Annotated in this window: 14 protein-coding genes and 2 pseudogenes; 14 read left to right on the top strand and 2 right to left on the bottom strand. The window is 71.8% G+C overall.

The features are described from left to right. Window positions 1–4: 4 nt before the first annotated feature. Window positions 5–424 carry a DUF3151 domain-containing protein gene (locus ACWEKM_RS29275; protein ID WP_451624256.1) on the bottom strand — a complete coding sequence of 140 codons (420 nt, stop codon included), beginning with the start codon at window positions 422–424 and terminating at the stop codon, window positions 5–7. A gap of 185 nt (window positions 425–609) precedes the next feature. Between ACWEKM_RS29275 and ACWEKM_RS29280 the strand changes: the two genes are divergently transcribed. The 10 genes and pseudogenes from ACWEKM_RS29280 to ACWEKM_RS29325 all read left to right on the top strand — a co-directional run. Continuing rightward, a complete protein-coding gene (locus tag ACWEKM_RS29280) occupies window positions 610–1554 on the top strand; it encodes a tryptophan 2,3-dioxygenase family protein (protein WP_451624257.1) in 945 nt (314 codons plus the stop codon). Continuing rightward, window positions 1547–2800 carry a kynureninase gene (gene kynU, locus ACWEKM_RS29285; RefSeq protein WP_451624258.1) on the top strand — a complete coding sequence of 418 codons (1254 nt, stop codon included), beginning with the start codon at window positions 1547–1549 and terminating at the stop codon, window positions 2798–2800. The genes ACWEKM_RS29280 and kynU overlap by 8 nt, the downstream gene beginning before the upstream one ends. 283 nt (window positions 2801–3083) lie before the next feature. Next, the gene (locus ACWEKM_RS29290; protein ID WP_451624259.1) at window positions 3084–3974 is read left to right on the top strand and encodes an alpha/beta hydrolase; all 891 of its coding nucleotides are present in this window, start codon (window positions 3084–3086) and stop codon (window positions 3972–3974) included. Between the two features lie 579 nt (window positions 3975–4553). Further along, window positions 4554–5495 carry an alpha/beta hydrolase gene (locus tag ACWEKM_RS29295; protein ID WP_451624260.1) on the top strand — a complete coding sequence of 314 codons (942 nt, stop codon included), beginning with the start codon at window positions 4554–4556 and terminating at the stop codon, window positions 5493–5495. After that, window positions 5488–6702 (top strand): acyltransferase family protein, encoded by a 1215-nt coding sequence (locus ACWEKM_RS29300; protein WP_451624261.1) that lies wholly within the window; start codon window positions 5488–5490, stop codon window positions 6700–6702. The genes ACWEKM_RS29295 and ACWEKM_RS29300 overlap by 8 nt, the downstream gene beginning before the upstream one ends. A gap of 10 nt (window positions 6703–6712) precedes the next feature. Next, window positions 6713–8155, top strand: coding sequence for a sensor histidine kinase (locus tag ACWEKM_RS29305; RefSeq protein ID WP_451624262.1), 1443 nt, complete (start codon window positions 6713–6715; stop codon window positions 8153–8155). Window positions 8156–8269: 114 nt separating this feature from the next. Next, window positions 8270–8950, top strand: coding sequence for a response regulator (locus ACWEKM_RS29310; protein ID WP_451624263.1), 681 nt, complete (start codon window positions 8270–8272; stop codon window positions 8948–8950). Between the two features lie 154 nt (window positions 8951–9104). Then, window positions 9105–10451 (top strand): sensor histidine kinase, encoded by a 1347-nt coding sequence (locus ACWEKM_RS29315; protein WP_451624264.1) that lies wholly within the window; start codon window positions 9105–9107, stop codon window positions 10449–10451. Further along, window positions 10448–11113 (top strand): response regulator, encoded by a 666-nt coding sequence (locus ACWEKM_RS29320; RefSeq protein WP_451624265.1) that lies wholly within the window; start codon window positions 10448–10450, stop codon window positions 11111–11113. The genes ACWEKM_RS29315 and ACWEKM_RS29320 overlap by 4 nt, the downstream gene beginning before the upstream one ends. A 48-nt stretch (window positions 11114–11161) precedes the next feature. Further along, window positions 11162–11329, top strand: a pseudogene (locus ACWEKM_RS29325) (DUF397 domain-containing protein); the annotation flags it as partial. A gap of 535 nt (window positions 11330–11864) precedes the next feature. Here ACWEKM_RS29325 and ACWEKM_RS29330 read toward each other — a convergent pair. Further along, the gene (locus ACWEKM_RS29330; RefSeq protein WP_451624266.1) at window positions 11865–12233 is read right to left on the bottom strand and encodes a VOC family protein; all 369 of its coding nucleotides are present in this window, start codon (window positions 12231–12233) and stop codon (window positions 11865–11867) included. Window positions 12234–12297: 64 nt separating this feature from the next. Between ACWEKM_RS29330 and ACWEKM_RS29335 the strand changes: the two genes are divergently transcribed. The 4 genes and pseudogenes from ACWEKM_RS29335 to ACWEKM_RS29350 all read left to right on the top strand — a co-directional run bounded on the left by ACWEKM_RS29335 (window position 12298) and on the right by ACWEKM_RS29350 (window position 14857). Beyond that, entirely contained in the window at window positions 12298–12759 is a 462-nt protein-coding gene (locus ACWEKM_RS29335; protein ID WP_451624267.1) for a MarR family winged helix-turn-helix transcriptional regulator, read from the top strand. A gap of 371 nt (window positions 12760–13130) precedes the next feature. Further along, window positions 13131–13445: pseudogene (locus ACWEKM_RS29340) on the top strand (Scr1 family TA system antitoxin-like transcriptional regulator); the annotation flags it as partial. Next, window positions 13445–13645 (top strand): DUF397 domain-containing protein, encoded by a 201-nt coding sequence (locus ACWEKM_RS29345; RefSeq protein WP_451624268.1) that lies wholly within the window; start codon window positions 13445–13447, stop codon window positions 13643–13645. The pseudogene ACWEKM_RS29340 and the gene ACWEKM_RS29345, both read left to right, overlap by 1 nt. 9 nt (window positions 13646–13654) lie before the next feature. Further along, a complete protein-coding gene (locus ACWEKM_RS29350) occupies window positions 13655–14857 on the top strand; it encodes a cytochrome P450 (RefSeq protein ID WP_451624269.1) in 1203 nt (400 codons plus the stop codon). The last annotated feature ends 303 nt before the right edge of the window (window positions 14858–15160 follow it).

A 15160-nucleotide genomic window follows, 5' to 3' on the forward strand; every position in this document is an offset into this window, starting at 1 on the left:
GCGGTCAGCCGAGGAGTTCCGCGTATGCCTCGGGGTCGCTGTCGCGGAGGAACTGGCGGCAGCGTTCGGTCTCGTCTTTCTCGTCGATCGCCTCGGCGGCCCGCGCGAGCACGGCCAGGCAGCGCAGGAAGCCCTGGTTGGCGCGGTGGCTCCAGGGGATCGGGCCGTGGCCCTTCCAGCCGGCTCGGCGCAGCGCGTCGAGTCCGCGGTGGTAACCGGTACGGGCGTAGGCGTACGACTCGATCACCCGGCCGGCCGAGAACGCCTCCTCGGCGAGCGCCGCCCACGCCGGCGAGAACGTCGGGTGCTTCGCGGCGACCTCGGCCGGCGGCAGGGACTCCGCGTCCAGCAGCCGGAATGCCTCCTCGTTCGCGGGGAGGTAGGTCGGGTCGGGTCCGCCGAGCAGGTTCGTGTGGGTCGTCATGGATGCAGTGTGCCACCGGTGGCCCGGCGCCCGGCCCCGAGGGCGGCCGGCCTCGCGGTCCCGCGGCCGGGTCGGCCTGGCTTGCCGCGGCGGGGGTGATTGCGGAGGATGCCGGTGGGGACCGGGGCCCCCGTGTCGGCATCGGCAGGGGCGGACCGCCACCCGGAGTACAACAGGAGACAGCGATGTCCCAACCGGCTCACCCCCTTTCCGAGGCCGCTGAGCCCGAGACCCCGCATCTCGACTTCGCCGGTACGACGCCGTACGAGGACTACGTCAGGGCGGACGTGCTCACCCATCTTCAGCACACCCTCTCCGACGACCCCGGAGAGATGGTCTTCCTGGTCACCACCCAGGTGATGGAGCTGTGGTTCACGGTCCTCGTCCACGAGTGGGAGACGGCGGCCCGGGCGCTGCGCGAGGACCGAGTTCCGGTCGCGATCGGCGCGCTGAAGCGGTCCGTACGCGAGCTGGAGGCGCTGAACGCCTCCTGGAAGCCGCTCGCTGCGCTGACCCCGGCCCAGTTCAACGCGTACCGCTCCGCCCTCGGCGAGGGCTCCGGCTTCCAGTCGGCGATGTACCGGCGGATGGAGTTCCTGCTCGGCGAGAAGTCCGCGTCGATGCTCGTCCCGCACCGGGGCGCGCCGCGCGTCCACGCCGAGCTGGCGAAGGCCCTGCACGAGCCGAGCCTGTACGACGAGGTGGTACGGCTGCTCGCGCGTCGCGGCCACGCCGTTCCGCGGGAGGTGCTGCAGCGGGACGTGTCCCTGCGCCACGAGCCCTCGGAGGCCGTCGAGGCGGCCTGGGCGGCGGTCTACTCCGGCGATCAGAACACCGATCAGAACACCGATCAGAACGCCGATCAGAACGCCGATCAGAACGCCGATCAGAACGCCGATCAGAACGCCGATCAGAACGCCGATCAGAACGCTGAACTCGCGTGTCTGGGCGAGGTGTTGACGGATGTGGCCGAGCTGGTCTGGCGCTGGCGCAACGACCATCTGGTCGCCACCCGCCGTGCGATGGGCGCCAAGCCCGGCACGGGCGGCTCCGCCGGGGTCACCTGGCTGGAGAAGCGCGCGCAGAGGAACGTGTTCCCCGAGCTGTGGACGGCGAGGTCCCATGTCTGACACCACCGAACCGGCCGCACCGGCCGTCACCGCGAAACGGTTGGACGCGGCGGACGAACTGGCCCCGCTGCGCTCCCGTTTCGTCCTCGACGACGTCGTGTACCTGGACGGCAACTCGCTGGGCGCGCTGCCCGCGAACGTCCCCGACCGGGTCGCGGACGTGGTGCGCAGGCAGTGGGGCGAACTGCGCATCCGCTCCTGGGACGAGAGCGGCTGGTGGACGGCGCCCGAGCGGATCGGCGACCGGATCGCTGAGCTGGTCGGCGCGGCGCCCGGGCAGATCGTGGTGGGTGACTCGACAAGTGTCAACGTTTTCAAGGCACTTGTGGGTGCCGTCCGGCTGGCGGGGGAGGACCGGGACGAGATCCTGGTCGACGCGACGACCTTCCCCACGGACGGCTACATCGCCGAGTCGGCGGCCCGGCTGACCGGCCGCACCCTGCGCCCGGTGAGCCCGGCCGAGGTGCCGGCGGCCCTGAGCGCTCGTACGGCCGCGGTGCTGCTCAACCACGTCGACTACCGCACCGGCCGGCTGCACGACCTGCCCTCGCTCACGGCGGCGGTGCACGCGGCGGGCGCAGTGTCGGTCTGGGACCTGTGCCACAGCGCGGGCGCGCTGCCGGTGGGCCTGGACGAACACGGCGTCGACCTGGCGGTCGGCTGCACATACAAGTACCTGAACGGCGGCCCGGGCGCACCGGCGTACCTGTACGTGCGCCGCTCCCGCCAGGACCGCTTCGACTCCCCGCTGCCCGGCTGGACCTCCCATGCCGAGCCGTTCGGCATGCGTCCGGACTACGAGGCCGCGCCGGGTGCCCTGCGCGGGCGGGTGGGCACCCCGGACATTCTGTCCATGCTGGCCCTGGAGGCCGCGCTGGACGTCTGGGACGGGGTGTCGGTGGCGGTGGTGCGGGCCAAGTCCCTTGCCCTGACCGACTTCTTCCTGGAGTGCGTGACGGCGTACGTCCCCCAGGGGCTGGTCGAGTCCCTGACACCGACGGTCCACGAGGAGCGGGGCAGTCAGGTGGCCCTGCGCTGCCCCGCCGCCGGGGACGTGATGAAGCGGCTGATCGCGGGCGGGGTGGTGGGGGACTTCCGGCATCCCGACGTCCTGCGTTTCGGCTTCACACCGTTGTATGTGGGCTTCGCGGACGTGGAGCGGGCGGCGCGGCTGCTGGGGGATGCGCTGGGGAACGTGCTGGGGAATGCGCCGGGGACTGTGCTGAGAGAGGGGGCGGCGGGGTAGCGTCCGGGGTGCGGGGGTGGCTGGGCGCGGTGGCTTAGCGCGTAGATCGTTTGGGCGCGTACCGGGTGTCCGGGTCGTGCGGTGGGCGCGGGGTCGGGCGGCGGTGCCGGTTCACACCGGCTGTCCGCGCCGCCTGTCCGGCTCGTGCGATACGGAACCGTTTGCCCCTCACCGAGCGTGACATCCACGTGTCCCCGCACGTCACCGGCCTGATACCGTCCCCGCCAACGGCTGCCATCTCCCCTGGTCCGCCAAAACCGTTACGTCGCTGAGAGGTTGGAGCATGCCGGACGACGCCGCCGCAGCCCGGGCCGCTGCCGAAGAGGAGTCGGCCTTCTCGCACCCGCCCGTCGATCCGGACGTCACGGCCGCGTACGGCGACCACCCCGACCAGGTGATCGACTTCTACGCCCCGCGCGGCACGGAGCCCTCGACACCGGGCTCCGGCGCCCCGCTCGTCGTCATCCTGCACGGAGGGGCCTGGCGCGCGCCGTACGACCGGCGCCACATCACGCCGTTCGCGGACTTCCTGGCCGGCCGCGGCTTCGCCGTCGCCAACGTGGAGTACCGGCGCGGCGGTCCTGCCCCGGCCGGGGGCGGCGCGGGCCCGGTCGCCGGCCGCTGGCCGGACACCTTCGACGACGTCGCAGCCGCGTTGGACGCGCTGCCCGCGCTGGCCCGCGAGGCACTTCCGCAGGGCGACCTGCGCCGTACGGTGCTCACCGGACACTCGGCGGGCGGTCACCTGGCCCTCTGGGCGGCGGCCCGCCATGTGCTGCCCGCAGATTCCCCCTGGCGCACGGACCGGCCCGCTCCGCTGCGTGGAGTGGTCGCCCTCGCCCCGATCGCGGACTTCGCGATGGCGGAGAAGCTGAACGTCTGTGGCAACGCGGCGCTTCAACTGCTCGGCGGGCAGGACGAGTTCAGCGTGCGCAGGCCGTACGCCGACCCGGCCCTGCTGCTGCCGACGGGCATCGCGACGGCGCTCGTCCAGGGCCGTGCGGACGTGGTCGTGCCGCAGGCGGTCGCCGAGTCGTACGCGGAGGCGGCGGCCAAGGCGGGCGAGGTGGTGGGCCTCACGCTCCTGGAGGACGTGGGTCACTTCCCGCTGATCGATCCGGTGGCGGACGCGTGCGCGGTGGTGGCGGAGGAGATCGCACAACTGGCGTGGTGACTGGCGTGGTGACACGGGCCCCTGGGAGGGTCCCGCTGTCCCGCTCATACCCGTAATACCTGAGAGCTACGGCGGAGAACAGCTCTCCGGTGGGACGCGAACGACGGGCCCCGATTTCTACCTTCCTTGTCAGAACGCCCGATGGCCGGGCGGACGGGGAGGAAGACGATGGCGGGGCGTGGGCCGGGACCGGCCGTGGACCAACGAGAGCCGATCGATCCGGACGCCACCGCTTCGGACGCAGCGGCTTCGGACGTTGTTGCTTCGGGTGCCGTCGTTTCGGGCGCTGTCGCATCGGGTGCCGTCGCTTTGGGCGCCGCCGAGCTGGGCGCCGTGGGTGATACCAGCCCGGACTCCGATGAGCCGAACTCCGCAGGTCCGGGCTCCCATGAGCCGGGCTCTTCCGGTTCGGGCGATGCTGCGCCGGGTGCCGATGTGCCGGGCGGTGCCGGGCCGGACTCCGAAGGTCCGGGTGGTGCCGGGCCGGGTGCCGATGAGTCGGGCGGTGCTGGGCGGGGTGCTGACGTGCCGGGCGGCGTCGGGTTGCGGAGAGGGCGGCGAAGGCGCGGAGCCGGCTGGGTGAGGGCCCTGCTCGCCGGGCTGATCACCGCCGCCGTGGTGGTCCCGCTCTCCGCCGCCGCCCGACCGGAGGTCCCGGCGCCGGCCCCGGCCGCGCTCGCCCCGCCGACCGCACGGACGCTGTCCGAGGCGTACGCGGCGAACCGGGCCAACGCCGCGGAGGCCGCCCGCATGGCAGCCGCTCACGGCGACGACCGCCGCGCCGCCGCGGACCGCTCGATAGCCGCTCCCACCCGCCGGTTCCTCGTCTTCGACGGCCGCGGCTTCGGCCGGGCCACGGAGGTCTTCGGCGACCTCGCCCACGCCGACCGGGTGGCGGTCCTGGTCCCCGGCTCCGACACCTCCATAGACACCTACGACCGCTTCCACCGGGCCGCGGCAGCCCTGTACGGCGAACTGGTCCGCGGGGCACCCCCGGGCAGCCACCCGGCCGTCCTCGCCTGGCTCGGCTACGACACTCCGGGCACGGTCAGCACCACGGTCCTGACCGCCGGCCGCGCCGCACAGGCCGCACCCCGGCTGCGCGCGCTGGTCGGGGACGTGCGCCGGGTCACCGGCGGACGGGCGCACCTCACCGTGGTGTGCCACTCGTACGGCTCGGTGGTCTGCGGCCGGGCCGCCGCGGGCCTGGACGTCGACGCGCTCGCCCTCGTCGGCAGCCCCGGCACGGGCGCCGACTCGGCTGCGGCGCTGCACACGCCCGCCCGGGTCTGGGCAACGCGCGGCGCCGCCGACTGGATGGCGGATGTACCCCATGTCAAGGCGGAGCTGTTCGGCACCACCATCGGCTTCGGCACCGATCCGGTCTCCCCGGCCTTCGGCGCCCATGTCTTCGACGCCGCCGACGCCGACCACAGCGGCTACTTCACACCGGGCTCGACCGCGTTGGTCAACCTGGCCCGGATCGCCCTCGGCGAGACGCCGGAGGTGACCCATGCGTGACGGCCTCCTGCCGGCCGCGCTGAAGGGCCTGCGCGAGGGCGCCCGCCGCGTGGACGCGGCCACGCCCGCCTCCCGTGACCGCGCGGTCGACGCCCTGCGGGCCTTCGCGATCCTCGGTGTCGTCCTGGGCCACTGGCTGGTCACGGCCCTGGTGGCGGACGGCGGCGCGCTGCACGCGGCGAGCCCGTTGCGGCACCTGCCCTGGCTGGCCGCCATCACCTGGGTCTTCCAGACCCTCGCCGTCTTCTTCCTGGTGGGCGGCCATATGGCGACCCGGAGCCACGCGCTTGCCCGGGCCCGTGGGACGACGTACGCCCGGTGGCTGCGCCGTCGGCTGTCCCGGCTGTTCCGGCCGGTGATCGCGGTGGTGGTCCTGTGGATGGTGACGGCGACGGCACTGCTCCTCCTGGACGCACCGTTCGAAACGGTCCGCACCCTGGTCAAGCTGGCCCTGTCCCCACTGTGGTTCCTGCTGGTCTTCGCCGTCCTGACGGCGGCGACGCCGCTCGTGGCCCGGCTCAATCCGCTGTGGCCGCTGGCCGTCGTCCTCCATGTGGACCTGCTGCGGTTCGGCCTGGGCGGCGCTCCGTCCTGGCTCGGCTGGATGAACCTGGCAGCGGGCTGGCTGGTGCCCTACACCCTCGGCGCGGCCTGGACGCGGGGCGAGCTGGAGGGCCGCCGCGCAGGGCTGGTGCTGTTCACCGGCGGCGCGGCGGCCACGGCCGCGCTGATCGCATGGGCCGGATATCCGGCGTCGATGGTGGGCGTCCCCGGCGCGCCGGTGTCCAACCTGAACCCGCCGACCCTGGCGGCGGTCACCTTCGGCCTCGCCCAGTGCGGGCTCGCCCTGCTGCTGCGCGACCGGCTGCGCCGTGCGCTGCGCCGCCCCGTCGCCTGGGCGGCCGTGGCCGTGGTCAACCTCTCCGCGATGACGATCTTCCTCTGGCATCAGACGGCGCTCATGGCGACGACGGCCGTGGGGTTGCCGGCGGGCCGCCTGCCCGGCCTGCACACCCACCCCGACGACCTGGCCTGGCTCGCGGCCCGCCTCGGCTGGCTCCCGGTCTTCGCCCTGGCCCTGGCCGTGTGCTGGACGGCGTTCCGCTCCCACGAACAGGGGACCCGCCGTACCGCGCCTCGCCCCTCCCGGGTGATCCGTCTGCACCGTCCCCGCCGCCCCGAATCCAAGGCGGCGCGCGGTGCCTAGGGTTGATCGCGTGAATCCCGCGGACGCCGACGGCGAGAACGCCCCGCAGGGGCCACCCGTACCCGACGACAAGGGTGGCACCGGCCCTGCGGGCGCTACCCCGTACCCGGACCCGGGGCGCGAGCCACCCCCCGCCCCCGCCCCCGCGCGCGACACCCCGCTGCCCCGGTTCCGGGCGCGGCTGCGCGGCCTGGGCGGCTGGCTGGGCGATGCCCCGTCGCCCCAGTCGCCCCCCTTCTCCCGGTACCGCTGGCGCCGACTGCTGACCTACCTGATCATCGGCTATGTCGCCCTCGGCATCACGCTGGCCGGCGGCGAGGAGATCGCCCGTGACTACCGTTTCTCCACGGTGCAGGGACTGCTCGCCGGGGCCGTGCAGGGCGCCGCCGTCGTCCTCGCCCTGTGGCGCCCCGTGCCCGCCTGGGGCCTCGCCCTGACCGGCACAGTGGTAACGGCGCTGGCGGCCCGCCCCGGCCTGGCGACGGGCCCGCTCCCGGGCCCCAACTGGCCCTGGGGGACGCCGACTCTGCTGGCGCACATGGCGGTCCTCTTGTTGCTCGCGCTGCGCGTGCGGGTGAGCGGCGCGCTCGCGGCACTGGCCGGGACCGCTCTGACGACCTACCTCCTGCAAGGCGCTCTGGGGGCCCAGCGCTACACCTCCACGGGCTTCGTGTCCGTGGTCCTGTTCGCCGTGCCGGTCCTGGTCGGCACCGCTCTGCGCGGCCGGAGCGAGGCCCGCACCCAACTCGTCGCACAGACGACGATCACCGCTGAGGAACGCGCCCGCCGCACGCTCCTCGAAGAGCGCAGCCGTATCGCCCGCGAGCTGCACGACGTGGTCGCGCACCACATGTCGGTGATCTCCATCCAGGCCCAGGTCGCCCCGCACCTGGTCGAGGACCCCTCCGAGGAGCTGAAGGAGAACCTGGCCGGCATCCGACAGAACGCGCTGGAGGCGCTCACCGAACTGCGCCGCGTCCTCGGCGTGCTGCGCTCCGAGAACCCCGAGGACCAGAATGATCCGTACGGCCTCGGCAACCCCGGCACGGGCCACGCCCCCAACGCCCCCCAGCCCACCCTGGACCGTCTCGACGTCCTGATCGAGAACACGCGGGCGGCGGGCCTGGACGTGGTCACCGACATCAAGGGCGAGTTCCACGGCTATCCGCCCGGCGTGGAGCTGTCCGCCTACCGGATCGTCCAGGAGGCGCTCAGCAACGCCCTGCGGCACGCTCCGGGTTCCACGGTCCGCGTCGAGGTCACCCACTTCCCGCGCGGCCTCCACCTGGGGATCATCAACTCCGCTGCCCGTCATCCCGTTCCGCCCTCGCCGGGCACCGGCCATGGCCTTCTGGGCATGCGGGAGCGCGCCACCATGCTGGGCGGCAGCGTCACCGCGACGCCCACGCTGCACGGTGGCTTCGTCGTGACGGCGTTCCTCCCCCGGGACTGATCCACGGCACCACGGACGCCCGACTCCGCCCCCGCCCCCGACTCCGCCCCGCCCCGCTCCCGAACTCGCACCCGATCCCGATCCCGATCCCGAACCCGAAAGAGGAAACGGACCATGACCACCGGCACCGGCCCCATCCGCGTACTGATCGCCGACGACCAGCAGATGGTCCGGCAGGGCTTCAGCGTGCTGCTCAACACCCAGCCCGACATCGAGGTGGTCGCGCAGGCAGTGGACGGCCTGGACGCGGTCGCCAAGGTCGGGGAGGCCGCCCCCGATGTGGTGCTGATGGACATCCGCATGCCCGAACTGGGCGGCATCGAGGCCACCCGCCGCATCACCGTGGAGAACCCGAACATAAAAGTGCTGGTGCTCACGACGTTCGACCTGGACGAGTATGTGTACGAGGCGCTGCGGGCCGGCGCCTCCGGGTTCTTGCTGAAGGACGCGTCCGCGGACAAGCTCGCCGAGGCGGTCCGGGTGGTGGCCGCCGGGGACGCGTTGCTCGCGCCGGGTGTCACCCGCCGTCTGATCGTCGAGTTCTCCCGGCTGCGCGGCACCCGTCGCGCTCCGCTGAAGCAGCGCGTGGGTGATCTGACGGAACGCGAGACGGAGGTGCTGGCCCTGATCGCGCAGGGCCTGTCGAACGCGGAGATCGCCGAGCATCTGGTGGTGGCCGAGCAGACCGTGAAGACCCATGTGAGCCGCATCCTGGTGAAGTTGGGCCTGCGCGACCGCACCCAGGCGGCGGTGTTCGCCTACGAGTCGGGCCTGGTCCGTCCCGGAGCCCACTGAACTGCCCCCCGTTCCCCCGCTCCCCGAGCCCCGCTCCCGGGCCTCCCGTCCCGCCCGTCGGCCGCGGGGGTGCCCGTAGTACCTGAGACGGATGCCGAATGACCCCTCTCACAGGTGACGCCCCCGGCCCCCGGCCCGGCCTACGGTTTTGTACGTGACCGAGACGACGCACACGCAGACCGCCCCGGCGGACGGCCCTTACGACGCGTACAAGCCGCGCAGCCCGGAGGTCCGGGCGGCGATGGACGCCCTGCGCGGGCTGCGGCAGGACCTGTTCCACGACGCCTTCGCGTACCGTCCGCTGGCCCCCATGAGCGTCGACGGCCCGCTGACCCGACGGCTCTCCGGCCGCTTGCGGGAGTACGCGTCCTGGACCCCGCACGCGGTGGTGGCTGCGGTTGGCGGGCTGGCGATGCTCATCTCCCTCGGGTACTGCGGTTTCGGCATGACGGGCCTGGTGTGCTGTCTGTTCACCCTGGGCCCGGTCCTGCTGACACTGGTCCGGCCGGTCGGAGCGTTCTGGCTGTCGTTCCCGGCGTCCATAGCAGTCGCCAACTTCAGCCCGAACTGGGGCGACTGGCCATGGCTACCGGGCAGCTTCCTCGCCCATCTGACGGTGCTCACGGTGGTGGCGATACGCACCCGCCCCCGCACCGCCGCCTGGATGTGGCTGACGACGGCGGCCTACGGCTTCGTGGCCGGCACCGTCCTCAGCGGCGGCTACAGCCCGAACATCGGCCCCATGCTGCTCCTCTCCGCGCTGCTTCTGCTCGGCGTCACCGTCTGGCACATACGCCGCGACGCCAAGCAGGAGGTGACCGCCCAACAGACGGTGACCGCGCACGAGCGCTCCCGCCGCACCCTGCTGGAGGAGCGCACCACCATCGCCCGTGAGCTGCACGATGTGGTCGCGCACCACATGTCGGTGGTCGCCATCCAGGCGGAGGCCGCCCCCTACCGGGTGGAGAACCCGCCGCCGGAGCTGGAGAAGGCATTCGCCACGATCCGGGAGAACGCGGTGGCGGCGCTGACCGAGCTGCGCCGGGTCCTCGGGGTGGTCCGCGCGGAGGACTACGAGGCGCCCGAGACCCCGCAGCCCACACTCGCCGACCTGGACGCGCTGCTTGCGAACGTGCGGGAGACGGGGCTCGACGTCGAGAAGGCGGTGACCGGCGCGGTGCGCGAACTCCCGCAGGGCGTGGAGCTGTCGGCGTACCGGATAGTCCAGGAGGCGCTGAGCAACACCCTGCGGCACGCGCCGGGGGCGAGCGCGCGGGTCGAGATCGGTTACGTCCTCGGCGGGTTGGGCCTGCGCATAGTCAACGGCCCGCCGCCCGTGACCGCTCTGGTGAAGCCCTCGCCCGGCGCCGGGCACGGCATCGCCGGCATGCGGGAGCGCGTCTCCATGCTGGACGGCGAGATGACGGCGGGCCCGGTCGACGGAGGCTACGAGGTGACGGTGTTCCTGCCGGTCGCCATGGTGAGCGAAGGTGAGGCATGACGATCCGCGTGCTGATCGCGGACGATCAGATGATGGTGCGTGAGGGCTTCTCGGTCCTGCTCAACGCGATGCCGGACATCGAGGTCGTAGGCGAGGCCGTCAACGGCCGCGAGGCGGTCGAGCGGGTGCGGCAACTCGCCCCCGATGTGGTGCTGATGGACATCCGGATGCCCGAGCTGAACGGCATCGAGGCGACTCGGGAGATCGTCGCCGCGGACGGCACGGCGAAGGTACTGGTGCTGACCACGTTCGACCTGGACGAGTATGTCTACGAAGCGTTGCGCGCGGGAGCCTCGGGCTTCCTGCTCAAGGACGCCTCGGCCCGGCAACTGGCGGACGGCGTACGGGTGGTGGCGGCCGGCGAGGCGCTGCTCGCCCCCTCCGTCACCAAGCGGCTGATCACGGAGTTCTCCAAACTGTCCGACGGCCCGCGCCTGACCCCCACCGCACAGGCCGCCTACGGCGATCTGACCGAACGGGAGACGGAGGTACTGGTCCTCATCGCCCAGGGCCTGTCGAACGTGGAGATAGCCGAGCGCCTGGTGGTGGCTGAGTCGACGATCAAGACCCATGTGAGCCGCATCCTGGTAAAACTCGGCCTACGCGACCGCACCCAGGCAGCGGTATTCGCCTACGAGGCCCGCCTGGTGACACCGGGGTAGTCGCAGGCCGTCGCGTGACTTCATTCACCGACTGACGAAGGAACTCTGATGAATTGGCGGAAGTCCCCGTACTCCGATGGCGGCGACGGCGACACCTGCGTCGAGATCGCCGCCCTGCCCACCCGCATAGCCATACGCGATTCCAAGGCCCCCGCCCGTGCCACCCTCTCCTTCCGTACCGCCTCCTTCGCCGCCCTCATCGGCCATCTCAAGGAGCACCCCTGGTCAGCGGGGCGGATGCCGGGTTGGTCTCCCGGCGCCCGTACGACAGTCGCCTGGGCCGAGCCAGTCGTAGGCCCCTCACGGAGCGGCTCTCCTGGGAGTGCGCTCCTGGGTGCGTGACCATGATCCCCAGGGCTCCGACCTGCAGCTCAGTTCAGCATGCTCTTGCGAGGAACTCCACGGCTTCAGGGTGGAGATGAATCGCATCCGGGTGTCCGCGGTCACTGGGAGATACAAAACCGGCTTCACAGGGTCCGCGACGTGACTTATCAGGAGGATAAATCGCTGGTCAGGACCGGAAACGCGCCCCGTGTGATGGCCTCGCCGCGGGGCCTGGCCATCAGCCTGCTGCGCTTGGACGGCCAGGCCGACATCGCCGCCGTTGACCGCCACCACGCTCGCGCCCCGCAGCGAACGCCAAAGCTGCTTCACACTGCATGAGCGGCTTTGCCGTGTCCCTGGCGGCTGGCCTGCCGTTGTGAGAAGCCCGCTCAGGGCGCCTGCCGCGCCGGAGACCAGGCTGCCCGGCTCAGCCGCGGTCGTGGAGGGTCACCTGATAGCCGTCGGGGTCCGCGAACGTGAAAGTGCGGCCGAACGGCCCGTCGACGGGCGCTGAGACGATCGTCGTGCCGGCGGCGACGAGGGCGTCGTGGATGTCCTGCGCGTCGGGGGCGTGCAGCCACAGCGCCATCCCCTGGCCCGGCTGCGCGATCGCGTCCAGGTCGACGTCCGCGACAACGTCGCGGACGGCGAACGCGATCGGCTTGGTGTCGAATACGACAGCATGCGGCGGTCCTGCGTCAGAGCGCTTCAGCCCCAGGTACTGCTCGTAGAAAACGGCAGAGCGCTCCAGGTCGCGCACCTGCAGTGAAATGAAGTCGGGTCCGGTAACGGCCACGATTCTTACCTCCTCATTGCATGTCAGTCTTCTGACATGCCGCAATGTATGTCAGACTACTGACATGAGTCAAGGTGAGCCCGGAATCGAGCTGGACACATCGCTGGGGTACATGCTGAAGGCGGCCGCGAGCGCTCTGCACTCCGCCCTGGAGGCAGTGCTGAGTCCGCTTGGCATGACGATCACCCACTACTCCTGCCTGGAGCTGCTTGCCCAGCGACCGGGTCTGTCGAACTCCGAGCTTGCCCGCGGCGCCTTCGTCACCCGGCAGTCGATGAATGTGCTCCTGAAGGCCCTCGAACGCCAGGGACTCGTCCTCCGGCCAGCACGGGCACCCGTGGGCAGGGCCCTGCCCACCGAGCTGACCGCCCGCGGGCGCCGCCAGCTCGAGATGGCCAGCGCCGCGGTTCGCCGCGTCGAGCAAGACATGCTGGCCAACCTGGATGCCAACGAACAAGATCAGATGCGGCGCCTGCTCACTACGTGCATCGCCTCGCTGACCGAACCGCCCGCATCGGCGACGTAACTGCTCGGGGCCAGTCAACGGCCCCCTGCCCCAATACCGCGCCAGCGGGGCGGGGCTGGACGCAAACGCAGCGCCACAGCCGGTGGCGCCCGTTGTGCAAGCCCGGCGCATTAGCGACGGGTAGTTGACGCATCCAGGGCGCACTCGCACCAGACGTACTTGCCCTGGGTGCCGTTCCTGGACTGCGGCTGCCGGCCCACACGTCGGCGCAGGCGCGGACCAGGGCGAGGCCGCGGCCGTTCTCGGCATCGGCGAGGTGGTCGAACGGTCTCGGCGGCTCCAGCGGCTCGGGGTCCGTGTCCCATGCGCCGAGCCGCAGCGTCCCCGGCGGCGACCAGCGCACCCGAAGGGCGGCCGGGCGCTTGGTGTGCCGCGTCTCCGATCGCGAGTCCTCACGTGCTCAACTTCGGCAGATCTTGGACCTGGTTGAGCAGGGGCATGTCGCCGTGCGCGTGATCCCTACCGACCAGGACGGCTTTGCCGGTTCCGGGGCCTCGATGATGTATGCGGGAGGACCTGTGCCCCGACTGGACACCGGAATGCGGGACTCACCCACCGGCGTCGCGTTCATCGATGCTGAATCCCAACTGCACCGACTACGGGCGCTGCTCCGTAGGGTGGAGAGTGCGTCGCTGGACGCCATGGCGTCACGCGACTTCATCCACCGTCTGGCGAAGGAGCTCTGATGAACTGGCGTAAGTCCATGTACTCGGACGGCGGTGAGGGCGACACCTGCGTCGAGATCGCCGCTCTCCCCACCCGTATAGCCATACGCGACTCCATGTTCCCCACCCGCGCCATCCTCTCCTTCCCTACCGCCTCCTTCGCCGCCCTCATCGGCCATCTCAAGGAGCACCCCTGGTCAGCGGGGCGGATGCCGGGTTAGCGTCTCGGGATGGCTGCCTTCGACCCCTGGGACCAGGGGTTTCTCGCGGACCCGTACCCCGCCTACGCCGAACTGCGCGACAAGGGCCGGGTGCACTACTACGAGCCCACGAACCAGTGGCTGGTCCCGCGCCACGCGGATGTCTCGGCGCTGCTGCGGGACCGTCGGCTCGGGCGGACGTATCAGCACCGGTTCACGCACGAGGAGTTCGGGCGCGCGGCCCCGGCGCCGGAGCATGAGCCGTTCCACACGCTGAACGACCACGGGATGCTCGACCTGGAGCCTCCGGACCACACCCGGATCCGGCGGCTGGTGTCGAAGGCGTTCACGCCGCGGACGGTGGAGAGCTTGAAGCCGTACGTCCATGAGCTGGCGGGCGAGTTGGTCGCGGCGCTGGTGGCGGCGGGCGGCGGTGATCTGCTGGCGGACGTCGCGGAGCCGCTGCCGGTCGCGGTGATCGCCGAGATGCTGGGCATCCCGGAGTCGGACCGTGCGCAGCTGCGGCCCTGGTCGGCGGACATCTGCGGGATGTACGAGCTGAACCCGTCCGAGGAGGCGGCGGCGAAGGCGGTGCGGGCGTCGGTCGAGTTCTCGGAGTATCTGCGGGAGCTGATCGCCGCCCGGCGCAAGGAGCCGGGCGAGGATCTGATCTCGGGGCTGATCGCGGCCCATGACGAGGGTGAGCGGCTGACCGAGCAGGAGATGATCTCGACTGCGGTCCTGCTGCTGAACGCGGGCCACGAGGCGACGGTCAACGCCACGGTGAACGGCTGGTGGGCGCTGTTCCGCAACCCGGACCAACTGGCCGCGCTCCGTGCCGACCGCGCGCTCGTGCCGTCCGCGGTGGAGGAGCTGATGCGTTACGACACCCCGTTGCAGCTCTTCGAGCGCTGGGTGCTGGACGAGATCGAGATCGACGGCACGACGATTCCGAGGGGCGCGGAGATCGCCCTGCTCTTCGGGTCCGCCAACCATGACCCGGCCGTCTTCGCGGACCCCGAACGTTTGGACCTCACCCGCGAGAACAACCCGCACATCTCCTTCAGCGCCAGCATCCACTACTGCATCGGCGCCCCGCTGGCCCGGATCGAGCTGGCGGCCTCGATGACCGCACTGCTGGAGCGGGCCCCGACACTCGCCCCGGCGGCCGAGCCCGAGCGGAAGGCGAACTTTGTGATCCGGGGCCTGAAAGGGCTGAGCGTCACGGTCTGACCCCGCGGACGAGCGACGCCGGGGGCGCGGGGAACTGCGCGCTCAGCCACAACACTGCCGCACCCGGCTGCGGGCGTGTTGTGCCGTGGTGAGTGTCCGGCCTGGGCGGGATGGCGCGGGGCTGTGATGGCGCCCTGAAGGGGCGCGGGGAACTGCGCGCTCAGCCACAACACTGCCGCACCCGGCTGCGGGCGTGTTGTGCCGTGGCGAGTGTCCGGCCTGGGCGGGATGGCGCGGGGCTGTGATGGCGCCCTGAAGGGGCGCGGGGAACTGCGCGCTCAGCCACAACACTGCCGCACCCGG

This window comes from Streptomyces sp. NPDC004752, assembly GCF_053601275.1.

Excerpts from the sequence above, each read along its gene's own strand:
- ACWEKM_RS29275 (WP_451624256.1), bottom strand. The coding sequence starts at position 424 with ATGACGACCCACACGAACCTGCTCGGCGGACCCGACCCGACCTACCTC.
- ACWEKM_RS29280 (WP_451624257.1), top strand. The coding sequence starts at position 610 with ATGTCCCAACCGGCTCACCCCCTTTCCGAGGCCGCTGAGCCCGAGACC.
- kynU (WP_451624258.1), top strand. The coding sequence starts at position 1,547 with ATGTCTGACACCACCGAACCGGCCGCACCGGCCGTCACCGCGAAACGG.
- ACWEKM_RS29290 (WP_451624259.1), top strand. The coding sequence starts at position 3,084 with ATGCCGGACGACGCCGCCGCAGCCCGGGCCGCTGCCGAAGAGGAGTCG.
- ACWEKM_RS29300 (WP_451624261.1), top strand. The coding sequence starts at position 5,488 with ATGCGTGACGGCCTCCTGCCGGCCGCGCTGAAGGGCCTGCGCGAGGGC.
- ACWEKM_RS29310 (WP_451624263.1), top strand. The coding sequence starts at position 8,270 with ATGACCACCGGCACCGGCCCCATCCGCGTACTGATCGCCGACGACCAG.
- ACWEKM_RS29320 (WP_451624265.1), top strand. The coding sequence starts at position 10,448 with ATGACGATCCGCGTGCTGATCGCGGACGATCAGATGATGGTGCGTGAG.
- ACWEKM_RS29335 (WP_451624267.1), top strand. The coding sequence starts at position 12,298 with ATGAGTCAAGGTGAGCCCGGAATCGAGCTGGACACATCGCTGGGGTAC.
- ACWEKM_RS29345 (WP_451624268.1), top strand. The coding sequence starts at position 13,445 with ATGAACTGGCGTAAGTCCATGTACTCGGACGGCGGTGAGGGCGACACC.
- ACWEKM_RS29350 (WP_451624269.1), top strand. The coding sequence starts at position 13,655 with ATGGCTGCCTTCGACCCCTGGGACCAGGGGTTTCTCGCGGACCCGTAC.